Here is a 20,042-nt window from a genome sequence, read left to right on the forward strand (position 1 = left end):
CAATGCATAGTGTCAGGCGACATTCAATTGGTTAAGATCTTCCCTAATATGCGCCAGATATTTTCCGTAAGCCTTTTGCTCCATCCACCTGGCCAGATAATAGCAGGCAGGAACCAGTATGACATTTAGCCCTATCAACATAGCCAGGATCCGTTGATCCGATAAAATTTCTTCGGCACTTCGGTTAAGTGTAAATCCGTATACAAAACCCGCACTAACCGAGATTGGGTAAATAAATAAGGCTACCCGCTGCTCATATTTGTTGATCAGAGAAATTCTTTGATAATAAATTTCCAGCGTTTCTCTCAGGCTCAGGCTTTTATCTACAAAACTCAATACCCGATATTGTCCGAAAATCAATACCAAGCCAATGAGGTAAGCCAGTAGCAAGGGTGACATCAGGATTTTATTGTAGAATTTATCAGTCGTGATGATAATTACTAAAAACACCAGCGTGAAAGCTATAATCCAGAGTAGTTTTAACCTTATGTTTTTCTTAAGCTTCACCAAAGGGTCTACTGATTTCTTTTGTAAAGCCTTATCGAGGAAGGCTTCATCTAGCAGCGGCTGCTCTTCATTTTGCTGCCAGGCTTCCCATGATTTATTGAAGTCCTTCATAATTTTGTCTTTTTTTAGCTAACTTTTTTCTGATCCTGTGCAGGCGCAGGGCTACATTGGCTTTTTGCATGCCCGTGATTTCAGCGATTTCTTCATTTTGATATCCATCCAGATGCAGGCTTATCATCATCCGGTCAATGTCGGGGAGTTGCCTGACAGTAAGTATCAGCCACTCTTTTTCTGTGTTATCTTCACCCTGTTGGCTCAGGTGCAAAGCCGCTTCCAGGGGCTCAGTATCCGGCTGGCGATAATTTTTGCGTTGTGCGGTAAGCACTGTATTGAGGCTAACACGATAGAGCCAGGTAGAAAATTTGGAGCGCTCTTCGAAAGAAGGATAGGATTTCCAGGCCTGCAACAGTATCTCCTGTAGCATGTCCTGCCGCTCTTCAGCCTCATCCATATAGAGGAAAATGACTTTGTGCATAATTCCCCTATGCTGCTGTATCAATTGCAAAAACTTTTTCTTATCAGGCTGACTCATGGATGCCGCTTGTACGCTACGATCTTGTTTACTCTATGAGTAGCAGAAAGCAGAAGATTATTTCATAAGAGGTACTCTTTCCGGAAAAAAATTAAAAAAGCCGGAAATATTTCCGGCCAATGAATTGCTCTACAATCATAGTTTAGCATTAATCCTCCAAAAAACTTCCTAAAATTGAGCTTTCTCCCTTATCATTATTTTTACCATATGGAGCGAGTGCTGCTATGAGTTTACGCAATGGCATTGATTGTAACCATACCCTTCCTGTGCCGGAGAGGGTAGCTAAGAACAGCCCCTCCCCTCCAAAGATCATAGACTTAAGACCTCCTGCCGACTGCACATCAAAGTTGATAGAAGGCTCAAAAGCCACCACACAGCCTGTATCTACCCTCAGGGTCTCGTTATTCAACTGCTTTTCAATGATTGTACCACCGGCATGAATAAAGGCACGGCCATCTCCCTGTAGTTTTTGAAGGATAAAACCCTCGCCTCCTACTAAGCCAGAGCCAAGTTTTCGGTTAAAAGTAATGTTTACCTTGGTACCAAGGGCAGCACATAAGAAAGCGTCCTTCTGCACTGTGAGGCTGTAATCATACATTTCGGAAAGATCAATTGGAATTACTGTTCCCGGATAAGGCGCTGAAAACGCAACTTTAGCTTTTCCGTGCCCCCGGTGGGTAAAGTGGGTCATAAAAACAGACTCTCCGGTAAGCATGCGTGAACCGGCAGAAAGCAATTTCCCAAAAAAGCCCTGGTTTGGATTTGAACCGTCTCCCATTTTGGTTTCAAACTGTATCCCATTGTCCATGTAGACCATGGCCCCGGCTTCAGCAATCACCGTTTCATTAGGATCAAGCTCTACTTCTACGACCTGTATGCCGTGTCCATGAATCTCATAATCAATTTCATGCGATTTGTTCATTGGGTAATAAGGGTTAAAGTTGATTAATTAAGTTTAAGGTTTGCTAATTAATTTAATTAAAAGTCAGCTAAGGCTCCAAAAAAACTACCCTGTATCAACAAATATTGCGGTGACAGATCGGTATGCTTTTGATTTCTCAGAATATTACAATTGACTGGCTAGTCAGCTTCTTTTAATTCATTAACAAATATGAATAGCGCTTGATATGATGTCTTCAATGTTTACAGGAAGGTGAGACTTGAGTGCTGATCCAGCATCCAACCGGTAATACTGTAGCGGGGACGTGAAGTGAGCTGTACTTCATGCTCAATCTCACTTCTAAAACAGACCATCCTGCCGGAAAGAGGGGCAATATCAAATTCTTCATCAGGTAAAAACATCCTGAGCTGGCCTCCATCTTTTTCTTTCCAGTTTTCATTGAGATAACAAACGGTAGAAATCACCCGGTGTGGCTTCTGATGGAAGCGATCTACATGGCGCTTATAAAACGTTCCCGCCGGATACATCGCAAAATGGGCCTCAAAATCTTTTAACCCCAGGAAACAGGTGTAGTTTAGGTATTCCATCAGTTGGCGCATTTTTCCAACATAATTGGCTGTAACCTCCATCATATCATTGGGGTTGATCCATCGTATATAATCTCCCCTTACGGATTTATCCACCGCAAAATTCTGCATCTTCCCAATTCCAGCTTTTTTGAACTTTCCTTCTTCTGACAGATCCTGAAATCTGTTGATCACTGCATTTACTTCATCAGGCGAAAAAAAATGATCTATCAGCCCGTATCCATTTTCAGCCAATTGATCTACTAGCTGTTCCAGTTGCGCTTCCTGAAGCAAAGCTTCACTTTTTTCTTCCATAATAACTTATCAAAAAAAGCAACCTCTTGAGGTTGCTTTGTAAATAGCATCTAAAAGCTTTTAAGCGCGGATATACCTACTCTTCCATACGCTTAGCCGCTGCTTCTTCCGACCCTTTATCGATATCATCCCGATCACGCAATTTTTTATCATCTACGTGACGATTTAAAAATTTATTGATCTTGTCAATATCCAGTGTCGAGCGGATTTCTCCGAAAGAATCAATTTTGATATCAAAACCATTCAGTTCATCATTAACTTTAGGTTTGCTTCTTTTACTCAATCTTTTTCTACTCATAATGTATCTACGTTTTTACGTGCATCTCTAATTTTTGAAGGGCATTCTCGATCCGGTTTGCGGTTTCATCCCTACCTAAGACCTCAATGGTTGGCATTAGGTCGGGTCCGGAGCCTTCTCCTGTAACCGCCAGCCGTAATGCCTGCATCACTCTGCCCATTTTTACTTCAAGCTCATTCAGAACTTGTTCTAAGACGATTTTGGCCTGATCTGCATTTAATGCCCCATCGTGCTGCTTAAGGGCGTTAGCATAAGCTTGTAATACAGTAGTAGCCTCTTCCGTCCACTTTTTATTAACGATTTTTTCGTCATATCGTTGGGGCGCTACGTAAAAGAACTTTGCATTTTCCCATATTTCCGCAGGGAAAGTCACTCTCTCTTTCATCAAACCACTTACTTTTACTGCCTTGTCTCGACTACTTTCTACTCCTGCTTTCTCTAAGGTTGAGAGCAGCATACCGGCAAGTTCATCGTCCGATTTCTGGCGGAGGTACTGCTGGTTATACCACTGTGCTTTATGAATGTCAAACCTGGCCCCTGCCTTGTTAATATTTTCTATCTTGAATGCTTCTATTAGTTCTTCTTTGGTAAACAACTCCTGCTCAGTACCGGGGTTCCAGCCCAGAAAAGCGAGAAAGTTGATAAAAGCTTCAGGCAGATACCCTTCTTCTTTAAATCCGGGAAGCTGGTTTTTTTCATCATCGGTCCACTCCATTGGGAATACCGGGAAGCCATGTTTCAGTGAGTCTCTTTTACTTAACTTACCGTTACCATCGGGCTTGAGCAATAGTGGAAGGTGTGCAAACTGAGGCATACTCTCCTCCCAGCCTAAGAACTGATACATGAGTACATGCAGTGGTGCAGAAGGAAGCCACTCCTCTCCCCTGATCACGTGGGTGATTTCCATCAAGTGATCATCCACTACATTGGCCAGATGGTAGGTCGGCATACCATCAGATTTCATAATCACTTTGTCATCCAGTGTTGAGGAGTGAACCATGATCCAACCACGGACCATATCATTGAGACGAACCTCATCTTTGCGTGGAACTTTCAGACGAATAACATATGGCTCGCCAGCATCCATTTTCGCTTTGACTTCCGATTCAGAAAGGGTCAGCGAGTTTTTCATGGTCATTCGGGTGATGGCATTATACTGAGGCTGTGCTACACGTGCATCTTTCAGGCGTTCCCGCATTTCATTCAGCTCTACTTCGGTATCAAAAGCATAGTAAGCATGCCCGGCATCAATCAGCTGCTGCGCGTATTTTCCGTATATTTCTTTACGTTCTGACTGACGGTAAGGTGCATAGGGGCCACCTTCGTCTACGCCTTCATCTGGCTGTATACCACACCATTTTAAAGCTTTTTTCAGATAGTCTTCTGAGCAGGGGACATAGCGGGTCTGGTCTGTATCTTCAATACGCAGAATGAATGTTCCTTTTTTTTGCCGGGCAAAAAGATAATTATATAATGCCGTACGTATCCCTCCAATATGCTGTGGGCCGGTAGGACTGGGGGCAAACCTTACTCTTATATTTTGTTCCATTTACTAATGCTTGATCTATGTATAGTTATAAACTATGGCTATGATTGATGGTTGTATAAAATTATTTTAAGTTCTATTCTAATACCTCGTGTAGTATACGGCTGCTAAGCTTTACCTGTTTATGAAAGTTGAGTATTGCAATGACATAGTTGGCTACTCCCAGAAGAAGAGAAAATATCGCATTGATATAAATACGTTCGTAGATAAAAAAATATAATGCAAAAACACCAGTCAGTACAGACCAGAATATCAAAAATGATAATGTCCACATAAACAGCCTGTAGCGAATAAAAACAATACTTCCCATTGAGCTACTTTCTATTTTGCCACTAATCATAGGCAAAAAGTTATTTGCACGGCTCACTTTACGAGATAGCTTAAAGTGTTCTTTCTTTACCCAGCCATTGAAATACAACGCTTCATCTCGTACATCGGGCATCCACTCTCCGCTACGGGTAGGTTCGGTAACATTCCACAGCCTCTCCGATAGCTGTTGTGCTTCATATGAAGATACAATGGTTTCTCTGCTTAAGGGAAGTAAAGCTAACACTGTGACGCATACTTAGTCCAAGGTGGCGATGCAGGAAATTTCTACATTTACATTTTTGGGCAGGCCACTCACTTCTACGGTTTCTCTGGCTGGGGGCTGTAACTTAAAATACTGACCATAGGCTTCGTTTACGGTAGCAAAATCACTCATATTTTTAACAAAAATAGAACACTTCACTACCTTACTAAAATCAGCTCCTGCAGCACTTAAGATGGCTTCCAGATTCTTCATTACCTGATGAGTCTCTTCTGTAATATTGTCGTTAATTAATTCCCCGCTGGCTGCATCAAGTGCTATCTGCCCGGAAACATAAAGAGTAGCACCACTTTGAATCGCCTGGCTGTAAGGGCCAATAGGTGCGGGAGCTTCTGAGGTATTAATCACTTCTCTTGCCATATTTTCTGCTTTTTGTACGCTGTTTATAAAACAAGTTGCAAATCTACTTGATTAGAGTAATCAAAAACACCTTAATTCCTAATTTTTTAGAAATTAACTGCATATGAGATGGTAATGGTATAATTTATTTCATGCTTCCTTTATAGAATGCTATAAAATTACTTTTTCACATTATTGTCTCCACGAACTTAGATTATTTCTATTTTGAAATTACCACTATGAAGATTCTTACTGCTCAACAAACCCGCGATGCAGATGCCGCTACCATCAAAAATGAGCCTATCAGTTCTACTGACTTGATGGAAAGGGCTGCTACCGTTTTTAAGCATCAGTTTATAGAGACTTTTGGTGCTACCGTCAACCCTGTATATATATTTAGCGGGCCGGGAAACAATGGCGGTGATGGTCTGGCTTTTGCCAGATTATTGCATCAGCATCACTGTAATATCCATGCTTTCACGGTTCATGCCGCAGATAAAGGCTCTGAGGATTTTAAGATTAATCGCGAAAGGCTGGCAGAGCATATCACCATCAATAACATTGAACAAGAAAGTGACATACCCGATATTCCCAGGGAGGCAATTGTTATTGATGGACTTTTCGGTTCAGGGCTTTCTCGCAAAGTAGAAGGCATTTTTGCCCAGGTGATTGAGAAAATTAATCTTTCTGAAGCCGCGGTTGTCGCCATAGATATTCCCTCCGGCTTGTTTGCTGACCAACCTTTGGAAGTTGAAGATGATGATGCTGTCATTATAAGGGCTGATTATACCTTTAGCTTCCAAATGCCTAAACTGGCTTTTCTTCTTCCAGAGAGTGCGCATTTTGTAGGCAAGTGGGAGATACTTGACATTGGGCTTGATCGTAATTTCATTGAACAGACGCCTGTAGATTACTATTTCACTGATCATATGCTGGCTAAGTCTCTCCTGAAGAAACGTGATACTCACTCCCATAAGGGAACTTTTGGAAAAACGATGCTTATTAGCGGAAGCTATGGAAAAATGGGCGCTGCAGTGCTTTGTGCCAGAGCTTGTCTTCATTCTGGAGTGGGGCTTCTTACCGTTCATGTTCCTGAATGTGGCTACCAGATTATGCAAATAGCAAACCCTGAAGCGATGACCACTGTAGACCGTCATCAATATATTTTTACGGACCTGCCCCAGCAGGGGCCTACCGACCTTGACAAATATGATGCACTAGGCGTCGGTCCTGGCTTGGGTGCCGCTGAGGAGACTGTGATGGCTTTAAAAAGCATTTTAGAAAAAGCTCAATCTTTGCAAAAACCCATGGTATTAGATGCTGATGCGCTTAATATCTGTGGCCAGCACCGGGATCTTTTAGACTTACTGCCTGAAAACGCAGTGCTTACTCCTCACCCCAAAGAGTTTGAGAGACTAACCCAGCCCGCTGAAAATGATTTTCACCGTTTACAGCTATTAACAAAGTTTTGTCGGCAATATGAAGTTTTTGTCGTGCTGAAAGGGGCTAATACTGCGGTAGGTACGCCTAGCGGAAAAATCTGCTTCAATAGTACTGGAAATCCCGGCATGGCTAGCGGGGGCACCGGCGATGCGCTTACTGGAATCATTACCGCTTTGCTTTCTCAAAAATATGATCCTCTTGATGCTGCTTTATTAGGTGTATATTTACACGGCAAAGCAGGTGACCTGGCTACGGACGCGCTTGGTCAGGAGGCTATGCTGGCTTCCAATTTAATTGAACACCTGGGAGAAGCATTTAAATCATTAGCTCAATATTAGTTTCACCTTTGAAAGAGCAGGACACATATTATTCCTTAAAAACACAGTCTGAAGGATTATACAAAGAAAAAGGGAGCAAGTTTTTGGCTTTTGCCTACCCCGTCAATTCTGATGAAGAAATAAAGGAGAAAGTAGAGACGCTAAAGAAACAATATTATGATGCCCGCCATCATTGCTTTGCTTTTATCTTGAAGCCGGAAGAGGGCAGAGAAGAAACTTACAGGGCCAATGATGATGGAGAGCCCGCACACTCTGCCGGTGACCCTATTCTGGGACAAATCCGCTCGCAAAATTTATTTGATGTGCTCATCGTAGTAGTGCGCTACTTTGGTGGCACTAAACTAGGTGTGCCCGGCCTCATCCATGCCTACAAAACCGCAGCTGCTGACGCTATTGCCCATAATCAGGTAGTAAAAAAAATCATCCATAAGGATTTGTCTATCCGATTTGAATACACAGTAACCAATGAGGTAATGCGGCTTATTGAACAATTTCAGGCCCAGATCAAAGATCAGGATTTTGCTGAAGATTGCTTTTATCGGCTAAGTCTACCCAGGAGTATGTGGAAAAATGCCAAGGAGCAATTTGCTCAGGTGCAGGGGGTGGCCTTTGTATGAAGCTTGATTTTACTGAGCAGTTGGTAAATGAGGAAAAAAGCATGTAATGATTACACCTTCATTTTTATATCTTAGTATAAGAACCAATTTGTGCTTATGAAAAAGAAACAAGCAGTTGCCCTCGTGGCCCATGATAATAAAAAGCCTGAGCTTCTACAGTGGGTAAGAAACCATATCGACCTTCTTGCTGCCTACGAACTTTATGCAACCGGGACCACGGGTAAAATGCTTGAAGAGGGCATTAAAGACCTCAAAAGCATAACAATTAATAAGTTGCTCAGTGGACCTTTGGGAGGAGATCAACAGATTGGCGCCAAAATAGCAGAGGGTAAAATTGATTTTTTGATCTTCTTTTGGGACCCTCTGGAGCCTCAGCCTCATGATCCTGATGTAAAAGCCCTATTGCGTATTGCAGTAACCTGGGATATTCCTTTTGCCTGTAATAAAGCTTCTGCGAATTTCCTTTTTGCATCTGCAAAAATTACCGGTGATTATGAAAGGGAACAACCTGACTTTACCTCTTACCTGAACCGGAACATAAAGAAATAAAAAAGCCCGGATGCATATCCGGGCCACGTTAGGTAGTATAGGAGTATATTCTTTATACGTTCATCAGTGATTCTCTGCGACGCATTTTGCCAGCAGGAATACCAAACATCATTTTAAAACGACGGCAAAAGTAAGCTGTATCTTTGTAGCCAACATCTTTCCCTATTTCACGAATACTTTTCTTGGTAGTCCTCAAAAGGTTCACCGCTTTTTCCATTCGCTGATATTCAATGTAATCCTGAGGATTAATGCCGGTCAACATCTTAAAATATTGCCCTACATAATCTTCAGACACATTAGCCACATTGGCTAACACCTTATTGGATAAGTCTCCCCCTATATTGTCTTTGATATATGCGAAAATATCAATCAATCGAGGATCCTTGAAGTAAGTACTATTGGTAGCCAATTGCTCCACAAACATTCTGTTATCCAGAATGTAACGAATGATTTCAATCACCATACGCTCTGTGCTTAGCTTAATAATTCTATCTTTTCCGGGAGTGTCAGAATTATTCTCCCGCAAAATTTCCTGTATGATCTCAGGGATCCTACTATTATCCTCAAGCACAAAAGGAGGGATATCCAGTGAAGCAAAGAAATTCACGGAATCAAATACCTTTGCTTCAAAGTTAATAAAACTAAAGTTTTCAGCCTCCAGAGTCTTTACATCTGTAGTCTCCAGTGACTGAAAATATAATTCTTTATTGTTGATGAAGTCATCATTTGACAGGCTTACCGGATCACCGGTACCATAGGTTACAGATACCTGTTTTCCTCCGGGAATAAACACAACATTGCCACCACTTACCTCTGTGTTATCACTTCCGTACCTGATTTTCCCACGATTCAAAATTAAGATGGTATTTTCTACATCATAATAATTTTGAATTCTTACAGGTTGTAAGATTCTTATATTTTTCGACTTAATGAACCTTACGCTGAGTGATTCAATAATTTTATTATAATCTTCCATTCAGTTTAGGAGTATAATATATATGGTGAAAAGAAAAATTCTTATCTGAAAACAATACTTCAAATTTAATAAACCTATGTAACTTTCCAAATAAGAAATTATAAACTTGTACGCAAAATACAAATTTATTTAATTTTTTCCATAAATATTACATTAAAACATATCTATTTTAATATTTCCCTTGCAATTACTAGCTTTTGAATCTCTGAAGTACCCTCATAAATTTGGGTAACCTTGGCATCACGCATCATACGCTCTACGTGGTATTCCTTCACATAGCCATATCCGCCGTGAATTTGAACTGCCTCGATAGTCACTTCCATAGCTACCTGAGAAGCATATAACTTAGCCATAGCACTTTCTTTGATATAGGATTGGCCTTTATCCTTCAAGTCAGCAGCCTGGAAACAAAGAAGGCGGGCTGCGTCAATTTTGGTGGCCATTTCTGCTAACTTAAATTGAATCGCCTGATGCTTACTGATTTCCTGTCCGAAAGTTTTTCTTTCTTTGGCGTATTGTACTGAGCGTTCATAAGCGCCTGATGCTATGCCCAGAGCCTGTGCGGCAATACCTATACGACCTCCATTGAGCACCGACATGGCAAACCTAAAACCAAACCCGTCTTCTCCTATACGGTTTGGCTTCGGTACTTTCAGGTCGTTGAACATCAGGGAGTGCGTATCTGAGGCCCTTATACCCATTTTATTTTCTTTTTTCCCCACCACAAAGCCTTCCCATTCTTTTTCTACAATCAATGCATTGATTCCTTTATGTTTTTTCTCAGCCTCACTCTGGCCCATTATAAGGTATATAGAAGCACTATTACCATTGGTGATCCAGTTCTTGCTTCCGTTTACCAGATAATAATCTCCATGATCCAGCGCAGATGTTCGTTGCATAGTGGCATCAGAGCCCGCTTCTGGTTCTGAAAGACAAAAAGCACCAAGTAGCCTTCCACTGGCCAGTTCGGGTAAATATTTTTGCTTTTGCTCTTCAGTTCCATATTCTTCAATCCCCCAACAGACTAATGAATTGTTTACCGACATACACACTGACGCAGAAGCATCCACTTTAGAAATTTCTTCTATGGCCAACACATAAGATTTGGTGTCCATGCCCCCTCCTCCGTATTCCGGGCTTACCATCATGCCCATAAAACCCAGCTCTCCCATTTTTTTTACCTGTTGGGCTGGAAACTCCTGTTTTTCATCTCTTTCTATTACTCCGGGAAGCAGTTCTGTTTGAGCAAAGTCTCTCGCAGCTTCTTGTACAGCCAGGTGCTCCTCTGTTAATTGAAAATCCATACATTAAATGTTTACAAGTGAAAACTTATTTATTATGCATGCAGAGTATTATTATGCAATATAAGTTTTGGGATGGGTATTACAAAAAAAGCACCTCTGGAGGTGCTTTTTATTTATTCAAAATATGGTATGATTAATTAGTCCCTGCTGCCCAGAAAGATAGATACATAATATAACAAAGCCATTACTGAACCTAATGCAGCTACTACATAGGTCATAGCCGCCCATTTTAATGCGTCTTTGGCCATATCATATTCTCCGGGGGTCACTACATTTCGCCCTTTAATCCAGGCCAGCGCTCTTTTACTAGCGTCAAACTCTACTGGTAAAGTTACCAGTGAGAAAAGTGTAATCACTGCATAACATGCTATAATGACCAGCAAGACTGGCTGAATCGGAAAACTTTGGAAAAGGAAAAAGCCTCCAAAGAGCGCAATCATTACTACTACATTCAGCACTTTGGCGCTCACATTCTGTACTGGAACCATGGCAGAGCGAAACTCCAGGAAGCTGTAAGCAGTGGCATGCTGAACAGCATGGCCGCACTCATGGGCTGCTACTGCCGCAGCTGCAGCCGAACGCCCGTGATATACATCATCACTCAGGTTAACTGTTTTGTCCGCCGGATTGTAATGGTCAGACAAACGACCTGGCACTGAAACTACGCTTACATCATGGATGCCATTGTCGCGTAGCATGTGCTCAGCAATTTCCCGGCCTGTCAGATTAGCCTGTAAGCCAATCTGCGAATACTTTCTAAACTTATTCTTGAGTCTCTGGCTTACTGCAAAGCTCAAGATCATGATCCCTATTATTAATATAAAATACATAGTCTTTTTATTCTTATGGGTTTACATCTACAACGTATATTTATCGTATTATGCTCATTGATGCATAGCCTTTTACGTTAATAACTAAACAGAAGTTATACCTCAAAAGTCGTTTTTTCAGACATCAAATTTTTGAGGCTGAGGATATTTTTCTCTTTTCTTGGTAGAAAGCACCGAGGCGATAAAGAAACTTATGCCTCCAAAAATAATAAATGAAATGGTTTGCATACTGTGGATAAGGGTAGCGAATAACACTCCCTCCTGCTCTGCTACTCCGTATAGGAGCAATACGCCACTCACCAATGCGTGGAAAGTACCAAAACCACCCTGCACTGGAGCCGCCATGCCCAGGCTACCCATTACAAGTACTGCCAATCCGGCTCTCCATCCTAAGATAGAGGTCTCCGGCAGGGCGAAAAATACTACATAAGACATCATATAGTAGCATAGCCAAATAGTAAATGTGGAAACCCAGAAGCCTGATTTGTTTTCTATTCTGCTTATGCTGGTGAGTCCCTTAAGGACTTCACGCCCCAGGTTTCGTAGCTTAATAAACAATTTGTTTTGAGTCAGGCTTTTCTGAATTGCTTTTCTCAGGACAAAAAAGAGCAGTAAAGCCACCGCTGCTACCCCGATCAGTATATAAATAGTTCCTACATTTTGCTGTAGCACATCCAGCTTTTCTCCCAAAAAGGAAAGGATAAATTCATTTAGCCGGCTAAACTCCAACACAAAAAGCATGACCATAGCGGTAAAGAGACAGAACAGATCCACCAGACGTTCTGCTACCACTGTTCCTAGTGAAGTGGTAATAGGAATATCATCGGTTTTTTTCAGTATTCCGCAGCGACTCACTTCACCCATGCGAGGGATGATGAGATTGGCAAAATAACCTACCATTACTGCCAGGAGTGTCCGAAAAGTTGTGAGATGCTTATATCCGAGCGGATAGAGCAGGATATTCCAGCGGTAAGCTCTGAGGAGATGACTCATTAAAAAAATACCGATGGCCAGGGCTACCCATCGGTAATCTACTTCCTTGAGTTTATTAACCATTGTGTTCAGGTCAAAATCTTTGAACACGTACCAAAGAAGTGCTGCTGCTAACAGCAGAGAGATTATGTACTTTAAGTAATTTTTTATGTTGCTCAAGGTCTTATGTCAAACGATTTTTCTGATCAGGAAAAATTACAGTGGGCTTGAAAGATTTTGCTTCTTCAAAGTCCATACCTGCATAAGAAATGATAATGATCACATCTCCCACCTGCACTTTTCGTGCTGCAGGCCCATTCATACAGATCATACCGCTATCTCTTTCACCTTTGATCACATAAGTTTCCAGACGCTCGCCATTGTTCACATTTACAATCTGCACTTTTTCGTGCTCAATAAGGTTGGCAGCCTCCATTAATGTTTCATCTATCGTGATGCTCCCCACATAATGCAATTCTGCCTGCGTAATTTTTACGCGATGTATTTTAGATTTTAAAACTTGAATATTCATCTCTGTTTCATGCATTTATTTTAAAGCATGTAAGGTAGGTGCTTTCTTGATTACTCCGCCGCCTCACTTACTACCTCATAGCAATAAAATACAACACTTATGTTTTAATAAAATTCCTTTGACCTAAGAAAAAACCAATACATTATCTATTAACCTGACTTCTTCCACAAATGCAGCTACACATACGGCTATCTCCGATTTTGGGGTAATATCCGCAGCTGTTGTAAAGTCTCTTTTGTCTATTACCTCAAAGTATTCCTGCCTAATCTTTGGCTGTTCTTTTAAAGTACTGATCCCTGCCTGCCGGGCAACTTCTATTTTCTCCCCCTCTTCAATTAAATTTTTCACTTTAGTAATGGCATGGTACAAATTAGCAGCCAGGTCTTTCCCTTTTTCTGAGAGTCTTGTGTTTCTGGATGACATCGCCAATCCATTGTTTTCTCTAACGGTGGGCACTATTACGAGTTGTGTGCTAAAGAATAGTTCCTCAATGAGTTTTCTTACTACACTACACTGTTGCAAATCTTTTTGACCAAAATAGGCTTTATCCGAGTTCACGATATGGAAAAGCTTAGATAAGATAATGCCCACTCCGCTGAAATGTCCCGGACGAAACTTCCCCTCCAGCACCTGCTCCAGCTTACCAAAGCCTAATTTTATTCCGTTGAGATTACCCTCTGGATACATCTCTTTATCTGAAGGGCTGAACAACACATCACAGGCTTGCTTTTCTAATAAAAATTGATCATGATCCAGATCCCGGGGATATTTTTTGAGGTCATCTGTGTTATTAAACTGAGCAGGGTTCACATATATGCTACAAACTGTAATATCGTTCTCTTTCTGAGACTGGTTTAATAGTTTAAGGTGTCCTTCATGCAAGGCTCCCATTGTGGGAACCAGGCCAACAGAGCGCTTTTTTTGGCGTTCTTCAGCCAAAAAATACTGTAGCGATTTAATGTTTTTAAATATTTGCATTATTACCAGTTCTAATACGAATAAAATCGCAAAACGCTATGTGCAATTGAAAAAAAGTGGAAATATGGTAAAATTTTCGTAATTTTGCGCATGCTTTTCCAATAACACAATTCAAATCCCCAAAGATATGTCAAAACTCCGAATTCTTTATGTAGCAAGTGAGATCAATCCATTTTTACAAACTTCTGAAGTGGCTGACTTTGTAAGGCAGCTCCCGCAGGGTATGCAGGAAAGAGGCATGGAGATCCGTATTCTCGTTCCTCGTTTTGGTTTGATCAATGAGCGCAAAAACAGGCTGCATGAAGTAGTTAGGTTATCAGGAATCAATATTGCAGTGGGTGAAGAAGAGAAGCCCCTGACAATCAAAGTTGCCTCTATCCCTAATGCTAAACTTCAGGTTTACTTTATCGATAATGAGGATTATTTCCATAGGAAGTCAGTGTTTTTTGACAAAGAAAACAACTTTTATGAAGATAATGACGAACGCGCTATTTTCTTCTGCAAAGGGGTTATTGAGACGGTCAAAAAACTAGGATGGACGCCTGACATTGTACATTGCAATGACTGGATGACCAGCTTAATTCCTATGTACTTGAAGACCACTTACAAAAATGACCCCCTCTTCAAAAATACAAAGACTGTCTTTACCGTTTATAATAATCCGTTCAAGCATAAATTTGATGGTGACCTCTTAGACAAGGTCAAAATGATGGATATTGATGACAGCATGCTGGTTAACCTGCAGTCGGCTGATTACGATGGCTTCATCAAAATCGGTATCGAGTATGCTGATGCTATCATCAAAGCTGAAGACGGTGTAAATGACAATTTAAATACTTTATTAGAAGAGTTTGACAGTGAGAAAAAGATTGACACCATTGAGAAAGACGATAACCTCCTCGATTCATACTTTAACTTATATAATGAATTGGTTAACTAAGGGAAAATTTGGGCTGATAGCTTTATCAGCCCTCTTCCTTTCTTGTGAGAACGACGATCTGCTGAGCCTGGATTTTGACCCCCAAGACGAAAACATCAACCTCTCTTTTACTGAATTAACATTACCTTTTCAACTTGTACAGCGTGATTCTATAATCACTACCAATGCTGATCGTCTTTTGGTAGGTAACTACCAGAATGATGTATTCGGTGATGTTCAGTCCATAGGGTATGTCAATATGGGCATTAGCTCGAGTGCGGTCAACAATACTGATGATGATGATGAACTGGATTCACTCGTATTGTATGTTGCCAAGAATTATTTTTATGGCGGTGCCAATGGCAGCCTACAGCAGGCTATCGCAATTCATCAGCTTGCTGAGCCCTTTAATGACACGATTGCCTATTATCAGGATTCTACGCTTCCTTATGAAGCTAGTCCTATAGGCTCGTTTAATTTTACTGTTGACCCTGAAGAGCCTGCTGATACTTTGAATACACGCTTAAGTGATGCTGTGGGTAATGATCTGCTGGAAAAACTAAAGGCAGATGCTGCAGTGCTAGATAGTAACGCTCTTTTTCAGGACTATTTCAGAGGCTTGGCTTTTGTCCCTACCTCAGAAAACACTTTTATCAGTGGTTTTGACAGAGGTGTTCAAATGGTATTATACTACAGCGCCCCTTCTGATACAACCTCTAAATCTTTTAGCATTGTAACTGCCAGGAACTTCAATGGAGTGGAAGTAGACCGCAGTGGCACCGCGCTGGCCAACATTGATCAGCCACGCGAAGTAGGTTCTGCTACCGATAATCGTTTTTATCTGCAATCTACTACCGGCTTGGTTCCAAGGCTCAACTTTCAGCCCTTGGTAAATTTCGTTGAGGAAAATCAAGGCCGTATTCTACTGAACAGAGTGGTATTGCATATCGGACTTAGCGAACTAGAAGAAACCACACCTGCACCTAATGCCCTTTTTGGTTATCAGCTTCAGGATGATGGTATTTCTCGTATCGTATCTTATACTCAGCAAGGGCCCTTTTACGTAGGTCTTTACAATGATGATGACTACGTCTACAATACGATTAACAAGCAGCCGGTTCAGGTGAACTCTTCACAAATTCCGTTTGATACTACCAACATTGCTTATAATGTGAAGGTGACAAGCTTTACTCAGAACCTGGTAGATGGTTTTATAGATAATCCTGAAGTATTAATTCAGGCCGGAGACTTTAGTTCCAGTTTTAGTCAGTTAACTACGGAAGCTGATAGTATCAAGCTAAGAATTTTCTACACTACCCTCAGGTAGCAAGCAGGTATTAAATAATCCTCCGGCTAAATAAATAGCTTGTTAGTATTCCTTAAGTTCCCGTGTACTCAATAGTACACGGGTTTTTTCTACCGGTATAGCTTAAAAGGGCTTACTTCCCCATACAAATTGCGCATAGCATAAAAAATTGGCCTGGTACCAACAGAGCTTCTTACTGCAAAAGTAAATTCTTTCCTGCCAAAGGGTTTGAAGTTATAGTTTTCTTATTAGAATGTTTACCCAGAAGCATGGCACTTATACCTACCGTCAAAGAGGTCCTCTTAATCGTAACAAGGGCTCTCTTCGTAGTGAGGAAAATTTCATTTAAGTATATTCGTACTTATGCATAGAAAGGCTATTCAAAGAGTATATGGTCAAAAACTAAGAGTAAGGGTCGTAGGCTTGTGTTTTTCGGGCGATAACCTTTTGCTGGTGAAACATAAGGCTTTGACCAAAAAAGGTTACTTTTTTTCACCCCCGGGGGGAGGAATGCAGTTTGGGGAGTCTGCCGAAGACTGCCTTAAGAGGGAATTTTTAGAAGAAACCGGACTTGAAATCATTGTCAACCGTTTTCTGTTTACGCATGAGTTTCTTGCCCCCCCACTACATGCCGTTGAACTTTTCTTTTCAGTAGAAATGAAGGGAGGCACGCTTAAAACTGGTTATGATCCAGAAATGAATGAACAAGAGCAAATTATAGAGATGGTAGATTTTTTTTCACCCCCTGAAATAGATGAGGAAAAAGGAACCCAGATGCATCAAATAATTAACCTCTCAGAGCACCCCAGAGACTTACTAAATATGCAAGGTTATTTTAAATTTGATGATAAAACATTAAAATAGCAGATTATTTGGTTATGTTTTACCTGTTAAAATGTCTATAATTGTAAAAAAACTTACTACACAATGAACCTTACTAAAGTATTGACCTTTGTCTTTTTAATAGTAGCTGTCGGTATTGGTTACTTCCTGATTAATAGCATCATTAGTAGTGTAGAAGAGGAGAAGCGAATTGCCACCATTGAGAGAAGGGTTATTGAGAAGCTACAGTTTATCAGAGATGCGGAAATGGCTTACCAGGATGCCCATGGCCAGTATACCAGTGATTGGAACAAGCTGATCAATTTTATAGATACCGGCAAAATTTTTATCACGCAGCGGAGAGAAGAAACTGTACTTCTTGATTATGGTGCTGAAGAAACTACAATCACCATTGATACCTTAGGTAGTATTTCTGTCCGTGATTCTATTTACAATAATCCCGCATATCAAAAGTTTGATTTAAGCGATTTGATGTATGTACCTGTCACACGTGCTAAATTTGAGCTTTTCGCTGATAAGATTCAGCGTAGTGGCGTAGACGTTGATGTGTTTGAAGTAAAAGATCCGTCTCCTATTAACCCTGCCCGTCGTGGTGAAAATAGTGTGAAAGGGCCATTAAGAGTAGGCTCACGTACTGAAGTAACTACTGCCGGAAACTGGGAATAAAAGAGTTGAGATCTATTGCTGGGGAGTATAAATAATTCTCATTTTGGAGCAAGAAGTTGGAAATTTTCATTTAGTCAATCGTATTAAAGATACTAATTTCAGTATTGATGATCTCACACACTACAACCTGTCACTGCTTGTAGGCAGAAATGATTTTCAGTTTTGTGTGATAGACACCAGAGAGAATAAGTGCCTTCTGCTTGAAGATTATGAGCTGGAAGGCATTCATTCTACTAATGTGCTGATTAATACATTGTATAAGCTCTTTGAAGGGCACCATTTGCTCATGGCAGGGTATTGGAAATCTGTAAAGCTGGCTATGAAAAACCAGAAATTTACGATGATTCCCTCACACCTCTTTTCCCATGAGCATCTTCGCGATTATCTGAAGCTAAGTACTGAGGTGGATAGTGAGCTGGATGATTTTTATTATTATCAGCATACTCACTCAGAGGCAGTATGTGTATTTGCTGCAGAGAGAAAGATCATTGAGAAAGTTCGTTCTATTTACCCAACACTCACAGTACAGGTAGTGCATCATGCCAGTGCTTTCATTGAAGGTATACAGAGTCATCGTGATTTTACCTATTACAAGGATCTTTACATAAATATAGGCCGTAACAATTTTAGTCTGGTAGTCACAGAGGATAACAAGCTCTTGTTATACAACCGCTTCCCCTATCAGAAATCTGAGGACATAGTCAAGTATACAATGTTGACAATGCAGGAGATGAATATGAGCCAGCAAGATACTAAAACAATAGTCTGGGGTAATATCAGCGCTGACTCTTTACATTTTAAGGAGCTATACCGCTACATCAAAAATATATCCTTCGGTGCTCGCCCTTCCTACCTTAACTTTGCGTATATGTTTGACGAAGTAGCTGATCATCAGTACTTTGATCTTTATAGCATTTATGTTTGCGAATAAATGAAAGTAGCACTTTTTCCTGGCTCATTTGATCCATTTACCAATGGGCACGCTGACATCGTACATCGGGGCCTACAGTTGTTTGACAAAATCATTATTAGCATTGGCCATAACAGTCGTAAACAGCGCTATTTCCCTGTAGAAAAAATTATTGGGCATGTAAAAGAAGCTTTCGCTGAAAATAGTCAGGTAGAGGTGATTACTTATGATGAACTGACCGCCGAACTTGCCCGTAAGTATCAGGCAAACTACCTATTAAGGGGCCTAAGGAACACCACCGACTTTGAGTACGAAAACAGTATAGCCCAGATCAATCGCCATCTGAACAACTATTTAGAGACTGTATTCCTGATTACCTCACCCCAATATGCCCATATCAATTCATCCATTATTCGGGAAGTACATCGCTATGGGGGTGATGTCAATGAGTTTTTGCCTTACCAGATTTAGATACTAAATTGTTTATAGTACTCTCTAAAAACATATCTTATTGAGAAGTAAGATTCATACAACACCTCTTTCACTTCCGCTTCACTCATCCATTTTACAGCCTCAATTTTTTCTTCTATCTGTGCCTTCATTTGGCTATCATCTACACAGTCCATAGCGTACCAGTACGTTTTTTTCAGATATTTTTTCTTATTACGCGTATAGGTATGCCAGGTATGGCACACTTCTCTGATAGGTTCAGCCTTAACACTACATTCTTCTTCTACCTCTCGTAGTGCCCCCACCAATGGAGTTTCTCTCTTCTCTATTTTTCCTTTGGGCAGGTCCCACTTTTTCAGACGGTAAATCATAAGAACCTTATGGTCTTTTCTTACTACTCCTCCCGCCGCCTCTATCACCAGATACTGACTTTTCACAAAGTCTTTAGCCTGGTTGATGTCAGGGACGACAAAAGTGATGCTATCAAGCTTTTTTACCTTCTGTTTATTAAAATAGTCCAGACAATCTTTGATATAGGCTTTACTGGCGTTGTTTACGAGTACATCATCTTTCAGCTTGATGCTACTGAAATTATGCATTCTGGCATCAAAGGTATATTCATAGTGCCCCTCATCTAGCGGCTTGTCTTTACCTAAAATCTCTACCGGAGTATCATTAACGAACAGCTTCATAATTGCTATTTAATAAAAAAGTAATTAGATAGTAAAAATTTACAGCTTAACTTAAGCGACTACA

24 protein-coding genes are annotated in these 20,042 nt (G+C 40.8%); 9 read left to right on the plus strand and 15 right to left on the minus strand.

Annotated features, from left to right (window positions below; genetic code table 11):
• Nucleotides 1–12: 12 nt before the first annotated feature.
• The 8 genes from OKW21_RS27445 to OKW21_RS27480 all read right to left on the minus strand — a co-directional run bounded on the left by OKW21_RS27445 (nt 13) and on the right by OKW21_RS27480 (nt 5,674).
• Complete coding sequence (locus tag OKW21_RS27445) at nt 13–618, minus strand: hypothetical protein (protein WP_277485984.1); 606 nt, start codon at nt 616–618, stop codon at nt 13–15.
• Nucleotides 602–1,099: an RNA polymerase sigma factor gene (locus tag OKW21_RS27450; RefSeq protein WP_277485986.1), complete on the minus strand. Its 498-nt coding sequence runs from the start codon at nt 1,097–1,099 to the stop codon at nt 602–604. The genes OKW21_RS27445 and OKW21_RS27450 overlap by 17 nt, the downstream gene beginning before the upstream one ends.
• A 148-nt stretch (nt 1,100–1,247) precedes the next feature.
• The gene (locus OKW21_RS27455) at nt 1,248–2,021 is read right to left on the minus strand and encodes a TIGR00266 family protein (RefSeq protein ID WP_277485987.1); all 774 of its coding nucleotides are present in this window, start codon (nt 2,019–2,021) and stop codon (nt 1,248–1,250) included.
• A 221-nt stretch (nt 2,022–2,242) separates the two neighbouring features.
• Entirely contained in the window at nt 2,243–2,881 is a 639-nt protein-coding gene (locus OKW21_RS27460; protein WP_277485989.1) for a 2OG-Fe(II) oxygenase, read from the minus strand.
• Nucleotides 2,882–2,957: 76 nt separating this feature from the next.
• Nucleotides 2,958–3,179 (minus strand): hypothetical protein, encoded by a 222-nt coding sequence (locus OKW21_RS27465; protein ID WP_277485991.1) that lies wholly within the window; start codon nt 3,177–3,179, stop codon nt 2,958–2,960.
• Nucleotides 3,180–3,186: 7 nt separating this feature from the next.
• On the minus strand, nt 3,187–4,728 hold the full coding sequence (gene gltX, locus OKW21_RS27470; RefSeq protein ID WP_277485992.1) for a glutamate--tRNA ligase: 1,542 nt from the start codon (nt 4,726–4,728) through the stop codon (nt 3,187–3,189).
• Between the two features lie 73 nt (nt 4,729–4,801).
• On the minus strand, nt 4,802–5,278 hold the full coding sequence (locus OKW21_RS27475) for a hypothetical protein (protein WP_277485994.1): 477 nt from the start codon (nt 5,276–5,278) through the stop codon (nt 4,802–4,804).
• A gap of 12 nt (nt 5,279–5,290) precedes the next feature.
• A complete protein-coding gene (locus OKW21_RS27480) occupies nt 5,291–5,674 on the minus strand; it encodes a RidA family protein (protein WP_277485995.1) in 384 nt (127 codons plus the stop codon).
• A 218-nt stretch (nt 5,675–5,892) separates the two neighbouring features.
• Between OKW21_RS27480 and OKW21_RS27485 the strand changes: the two genes are divergently transcribed.
• From OKW21_RS27485 to OKW21_RS27495, 3 genes are all read left to right on the plus strand, one after another.
• Nucleotides 5,893–7,434, plus strand: a complete 1,542-nt coding sequence (locus OKW21_RS27485) for an NAD(P)H-hydrate dehydratase (protein ID WP_277485996.1) — start codon at nt 5,893–5,895, stop codon at nt 7,432–7,434.
• Between the two features lie 8 nt (nt 7,435–7,442).
• A complete protein-coding gene (locus tag OKW21_RS27490; protein WP_277485997.1) occupies nt 7,443–8,051 on the plus strand; it encodes an IMPACT family protein in 609 nt (202 codons plus the stop codon).
• Between the two features lie 96 nt (nt 8,052–8,147).
• On the plus strand, nt 8,148–8,600 hold the full coding sequence (locus tag OKW21_RS27495; protein ID WP_277485999.1) for a methylglyoxal synthase: 453 nt from the start codon (nt 8,148–8,150) through the stop codon (nt 8,598–8,600).
• Nucleotides 8,601–8,652: 52 nt separating this feature from the next.
• Here the strand turns inward: OKW21_RS27495 and OKW21_RS27500 are convergent, their stop codons facing one another.
• The 6 genes from OKW21_RS27500 to panC form a co-directional block, all read right to left on the minus strand.
• Nucleotides 8,653–9,576, minus strand: coding sequence for a helix-turn-helix domain-containing protein (locus tag OKW21_RS27500; RefSeq protein ID WP_277486001.1), 924 nt, complete (start codon nt 9,574–9,576; stop codon nt 8,653–8,655).
• Between the two features lie 164 nt (nt 9,577–9,740).
• Entirely contained in the window at nt 9,741–10,880 is a 1,140-nt protein-coding gene (locus OKW21_RS27505) for an acyl-CoA dehydrogenase (protein WP_277486003.1), read from the minus strand.
• Between the two features lie 137 nt (nt 10,881–11,017).
• A complete protein-coding gene (locus OKW21_RS27510; RefSeq protein WP_277486005.1) occupies nt 11,018–11,710 on the minus strand; it encodes a zinc metallopeptidase in 693 nt (230 codons plus the stop codon).
• 117 nt (nt 11,711–11,827) lie between these two features.
• The gene (locus tag OKW21_RS27515) at nt 11,828–12,862 is read right to left on the minus strand and encodes a lysylphosphatidylglycerol synthase transmembrane domain-containing protein (protein ID WP_277486006.1); all 1,035 of its coding nucleotides are present in this window, start codon (nt 12,860–12,862) and stop codon (nt 11,828–11,830) included.
• A 4-nt stretch (nt 12,863–12,866) separates the two neighbouring features.
• Complete coding sequence (gene panD, locus OKW21_RS27520; RefSeq protein ID WP_277486008.1) at nt 12,867–13,214, minus strand: aspartate 1-decarboxylase; 348 nt, start codon at nt 13,212–13,214, stop codon at nt 12,867–12,869.
• A gap of 123 nt (nt 13,215–13,337) precedes the next feature.
• Nucleotides 13,338–14,192: a pantoate--beta-alanine ligase gene (panC, locus tag OKW21_RS27525; protein WP_277486010.1), complete on the minus strand. Its 855-nt coding sequence runs from the start codon at nt 14,190–14,192 to the stop codon at nt 13,338–13,340.
• A gap of 127 nt (nt 14,193–14,319) precedes the next feature.
• Here panC and OKW21_RS27530 point away from each other — a divergent pair, with 127 nt between their 5' ends.
• The 6 genes from OKW21_RS27530 to coaD all read left to right on the plus strand — a co-directional run bounded on the left by OKW21_RS27530 (nt 14,320) and on the right by coaD (nt 19,307).
• Nucleotides 14,320–15,132: a glycogen/starch synthase gene (locus OKW21_RS27530; RefSeq protein ID WP_277486012.1), complete on the plus strand. Its 813-nt coding sequence runs from the start codon at nt 14,320–14,322 to the stop codon at nt 15,130–15,132.
• Nucleotides 15,116–16,438: a DUF4270 family protein gene (locus OKW21_RS27535; protein WP_277486013.1), complete on the plus strand. Its 1,323-nt coding sequence runs from the start codon at nt 15,116–15,118 to the stop codon at nt 16,436–16,438. The genes OKW21_RS27530 and OKW21_RS27535 overlap by 17 nt, the downstream gene beginning before the upstream one ends.
• 342 nt (nt 16,439–16,780) lie before the next feature.
• Nucleotides 16,781–17,281, plus strand: coding sequence for an NUDIX domain-containing protein (locus tag OKW21_RS27540; protein ID WP_277486016.1), 501 nt, complete (start codon nt 16,781–16,783; stop codon nt 17,279–17,281).
• Between the two features lie 63 nt (nt 17,282–17,344).
• The gene (locus OKW21_RS27545; protein WP_277486018.1) at nt 17,345–17,926 is read left to right on the plus strand and encodes a hypothetical protein; all 582 of its coding nucleotides are present in this window, start codon (nt 17,345–17,347) and stop codon (nt 17,924–17,926) included.
• Nucleotides 17,927–17,969: 43 nt separating this feature from the next.
• Complete coding sequence (locus OKW21_RS27550) at nt 17,970–18,857, plus strand: DUF3822 family protein (RefSeq protein WP_277486019.1); 888 nt, start codon at nt 17,970–17,972, stop codon at nt 18,855–18,857.
• Entirely contained in the window at nt 18,858–19,307 is a 450-nt protein-coding gene (gene coaD, locus OKW21_RS27555; protein ID WP_277486020.1) for a pantetheine-phosphate adenylyltransferase, read from the plus strand.
• On the opposite strand, the gene OKW21_RS27560 is transcribed toward coaD, so the two are convergent.
• The gene (locus tag OKW21_RS27560) at nt 19,304–19,978 is read right to left on the minus strand and encodes an NUDIX hydrolase (RefSeq protein ID WP_277486021.1); all 675 of its coding nucleotides are present in this window, start codon (nt 19,976–19,978) and stop codon (nt 19,304–19,306) included. The two genes, coaD and OKW21_RS27560, sit on opposite strands and share 4 nt — an antisense overlap.
• Nucleotides 19,979–20,042 lie beyond the last annotated feature (64 nt).

This window comes from Catalinimonas alkaloidigena, assembly GCF_029504655.1.
Lineage (GTDB): Bacteria > Bacteroidota > Bacteroidia > Cytophagales > Cyclobacteriaceae > Catalinimonas > Catalinimonas alkaloidigena.

What these genes read in the sequence shown, in the direction of transcription:
- OKW21_RS27445 (WP_277485984.1), bottom strand. Translation starts at nt 618, where the DNA reads ATGAAGGACTTCAATAAATCATGGGAAGCCTGGCAGCAAAATGAAGAG.
- OKW21_RS27450 (WP_277485986.1), bottom strand. Translation starts at nt 1,099, where the DNA reads ATGAGTCAGCCTGATAAGAAAAAGTTTTTGCAATTGATACAGCAGCAT.
- OKW21_RS27455 (WP_277485987.1), bottom strand. Translation starts at nt 2,021, where the DNA reads ATGAACAAATCGCATGAAATTGATTATGAGATTCATGGACACGGCATA.
- OKW21_RS27460 (WP_277485989.1), bottom strand. Translation starts at nt 2,881, where the DNA reads ATGGAAGAAAAAAGTGAAGCTTTGCTTCAGGAAGCGCAACTGGAACAG.
- OKW21_RS27465 (WP_277485991.1), bottom strand. Translation starts at nt 3,179, where the DNA reads ATGAGTAGAAAAAGATTGAGTAAAAGAAGCAAACCTAAAGTTAATGAT.
- gltX (WP_277485992.1), bottom strand. Translation starts at nt 4,728, where the DNA reads ATGGAACAAAATATAAGAGTAAGGTTTGCCCCCAGTCCTACCGGCCCA.
- OKW21_RS27480 (WP_277485995.1), bottom strand. Translation starts at nt 5,674, where the DNA reads ATGGCAAGAGAAGTGATTAATACCTCAGAAGCTCCCGCACCTATTGGC.
- OKW21_RS27485 (WP_277485996.1), top strand. Translation starts at nt 5,893, where the DNA reads ATGAAGATTCTTACTGCTCAACAAACCCGCGATGCAGATGCCGCTACC.
- OKW21_RS27495 (WP_277485999.1), top strand. Translation starts at nt 8,148, where the DNA reads ATGAAAAAGAAACAAGCAGTTGCCCTCGTGGCCCATGATAATAAAAAG.
- OKW21_RS27500 (WP_277486001.1), bottom strand. Translation starts at nt 9,576, where the DNA reads ATGGAAGATTATAATAAAATTATTGAATCACTCAGCGTAAGGTTCATT.
- OKW21_RS27505 (WP_277486003.1), bottom strand. Translation starts at nt 10,880, where the DNA reads ATGGATTTTCAATTAACAGAGGAGCACCTGGCTGTACAAGAAGCTGCG.
- OKW21_RS27510 (WP_277486005.1), bottom strand. Translation starts at nt 11,710, where the DNA reads ATGTATTTTATATTAATAATAGGGATCATGATCTTGAGCTTTGCAGTA.
- panD (WP_277486008.1), bottom strand. Translation starts at nt 13,214, where the DNA reads ATGAATATTCAAGTTTTAAAATCTAAAATACATCGCGTAAAAATTACG.
- panC (WP_277486010.1), bottom strand. Translation starts at nt 14,192, where the DNA reads ATGCAAATATTTAAAAACATTAAATCGCTACAGTATTTTTTGGCTGAA.
- OKW21_RS27530 (WP_277486012.1), top strand. Translation starts at nt 14,320, where the DNA reads ATGTCAAAACTCCGAATTCTTTATGTAGCAAGTGAGATCAATCCATTT.
- OKW21_RS27535 (WP_277486013.1), top strand. Translation starts at nt 15,116, where the DNA reads ATGAATTGGTTAACTAAGGGAAAATTTGGGCTGATAGCTTTATCAGCC.
- OKW21_RS27540 (WP_277486016.1), top strand. Translation starts at nt 16,781, where the DNA reads ATGCATAGAAAGGCTATTCAAAGAGTATATGGTCAAAAACTAAGAGTA.
- OKW21_RS27545 (WP_277486018.1), top strand. Translation starts at nt 17,345, where the DNA reads ATGAACCTTACTAAAGTATTGACCTTTGTCTTTTTAATAGTAGCTGTC.
- coaD (WP_277486020.1), top strand. Translation starts at nt 18,858, where the DNA reads ATGAAAGTAGCACTTTTTCCTGGCTCATTTGATCCATTTACCAATGGG.
- OKW21_RS27560 (WP_277486021.1), bottom strand. Translation starts at nt 19,978, where the DNA reads ATGAAGCTGTTCGTTAATGATACTCCGGTAGAGATTTTAGGTAAAGAC.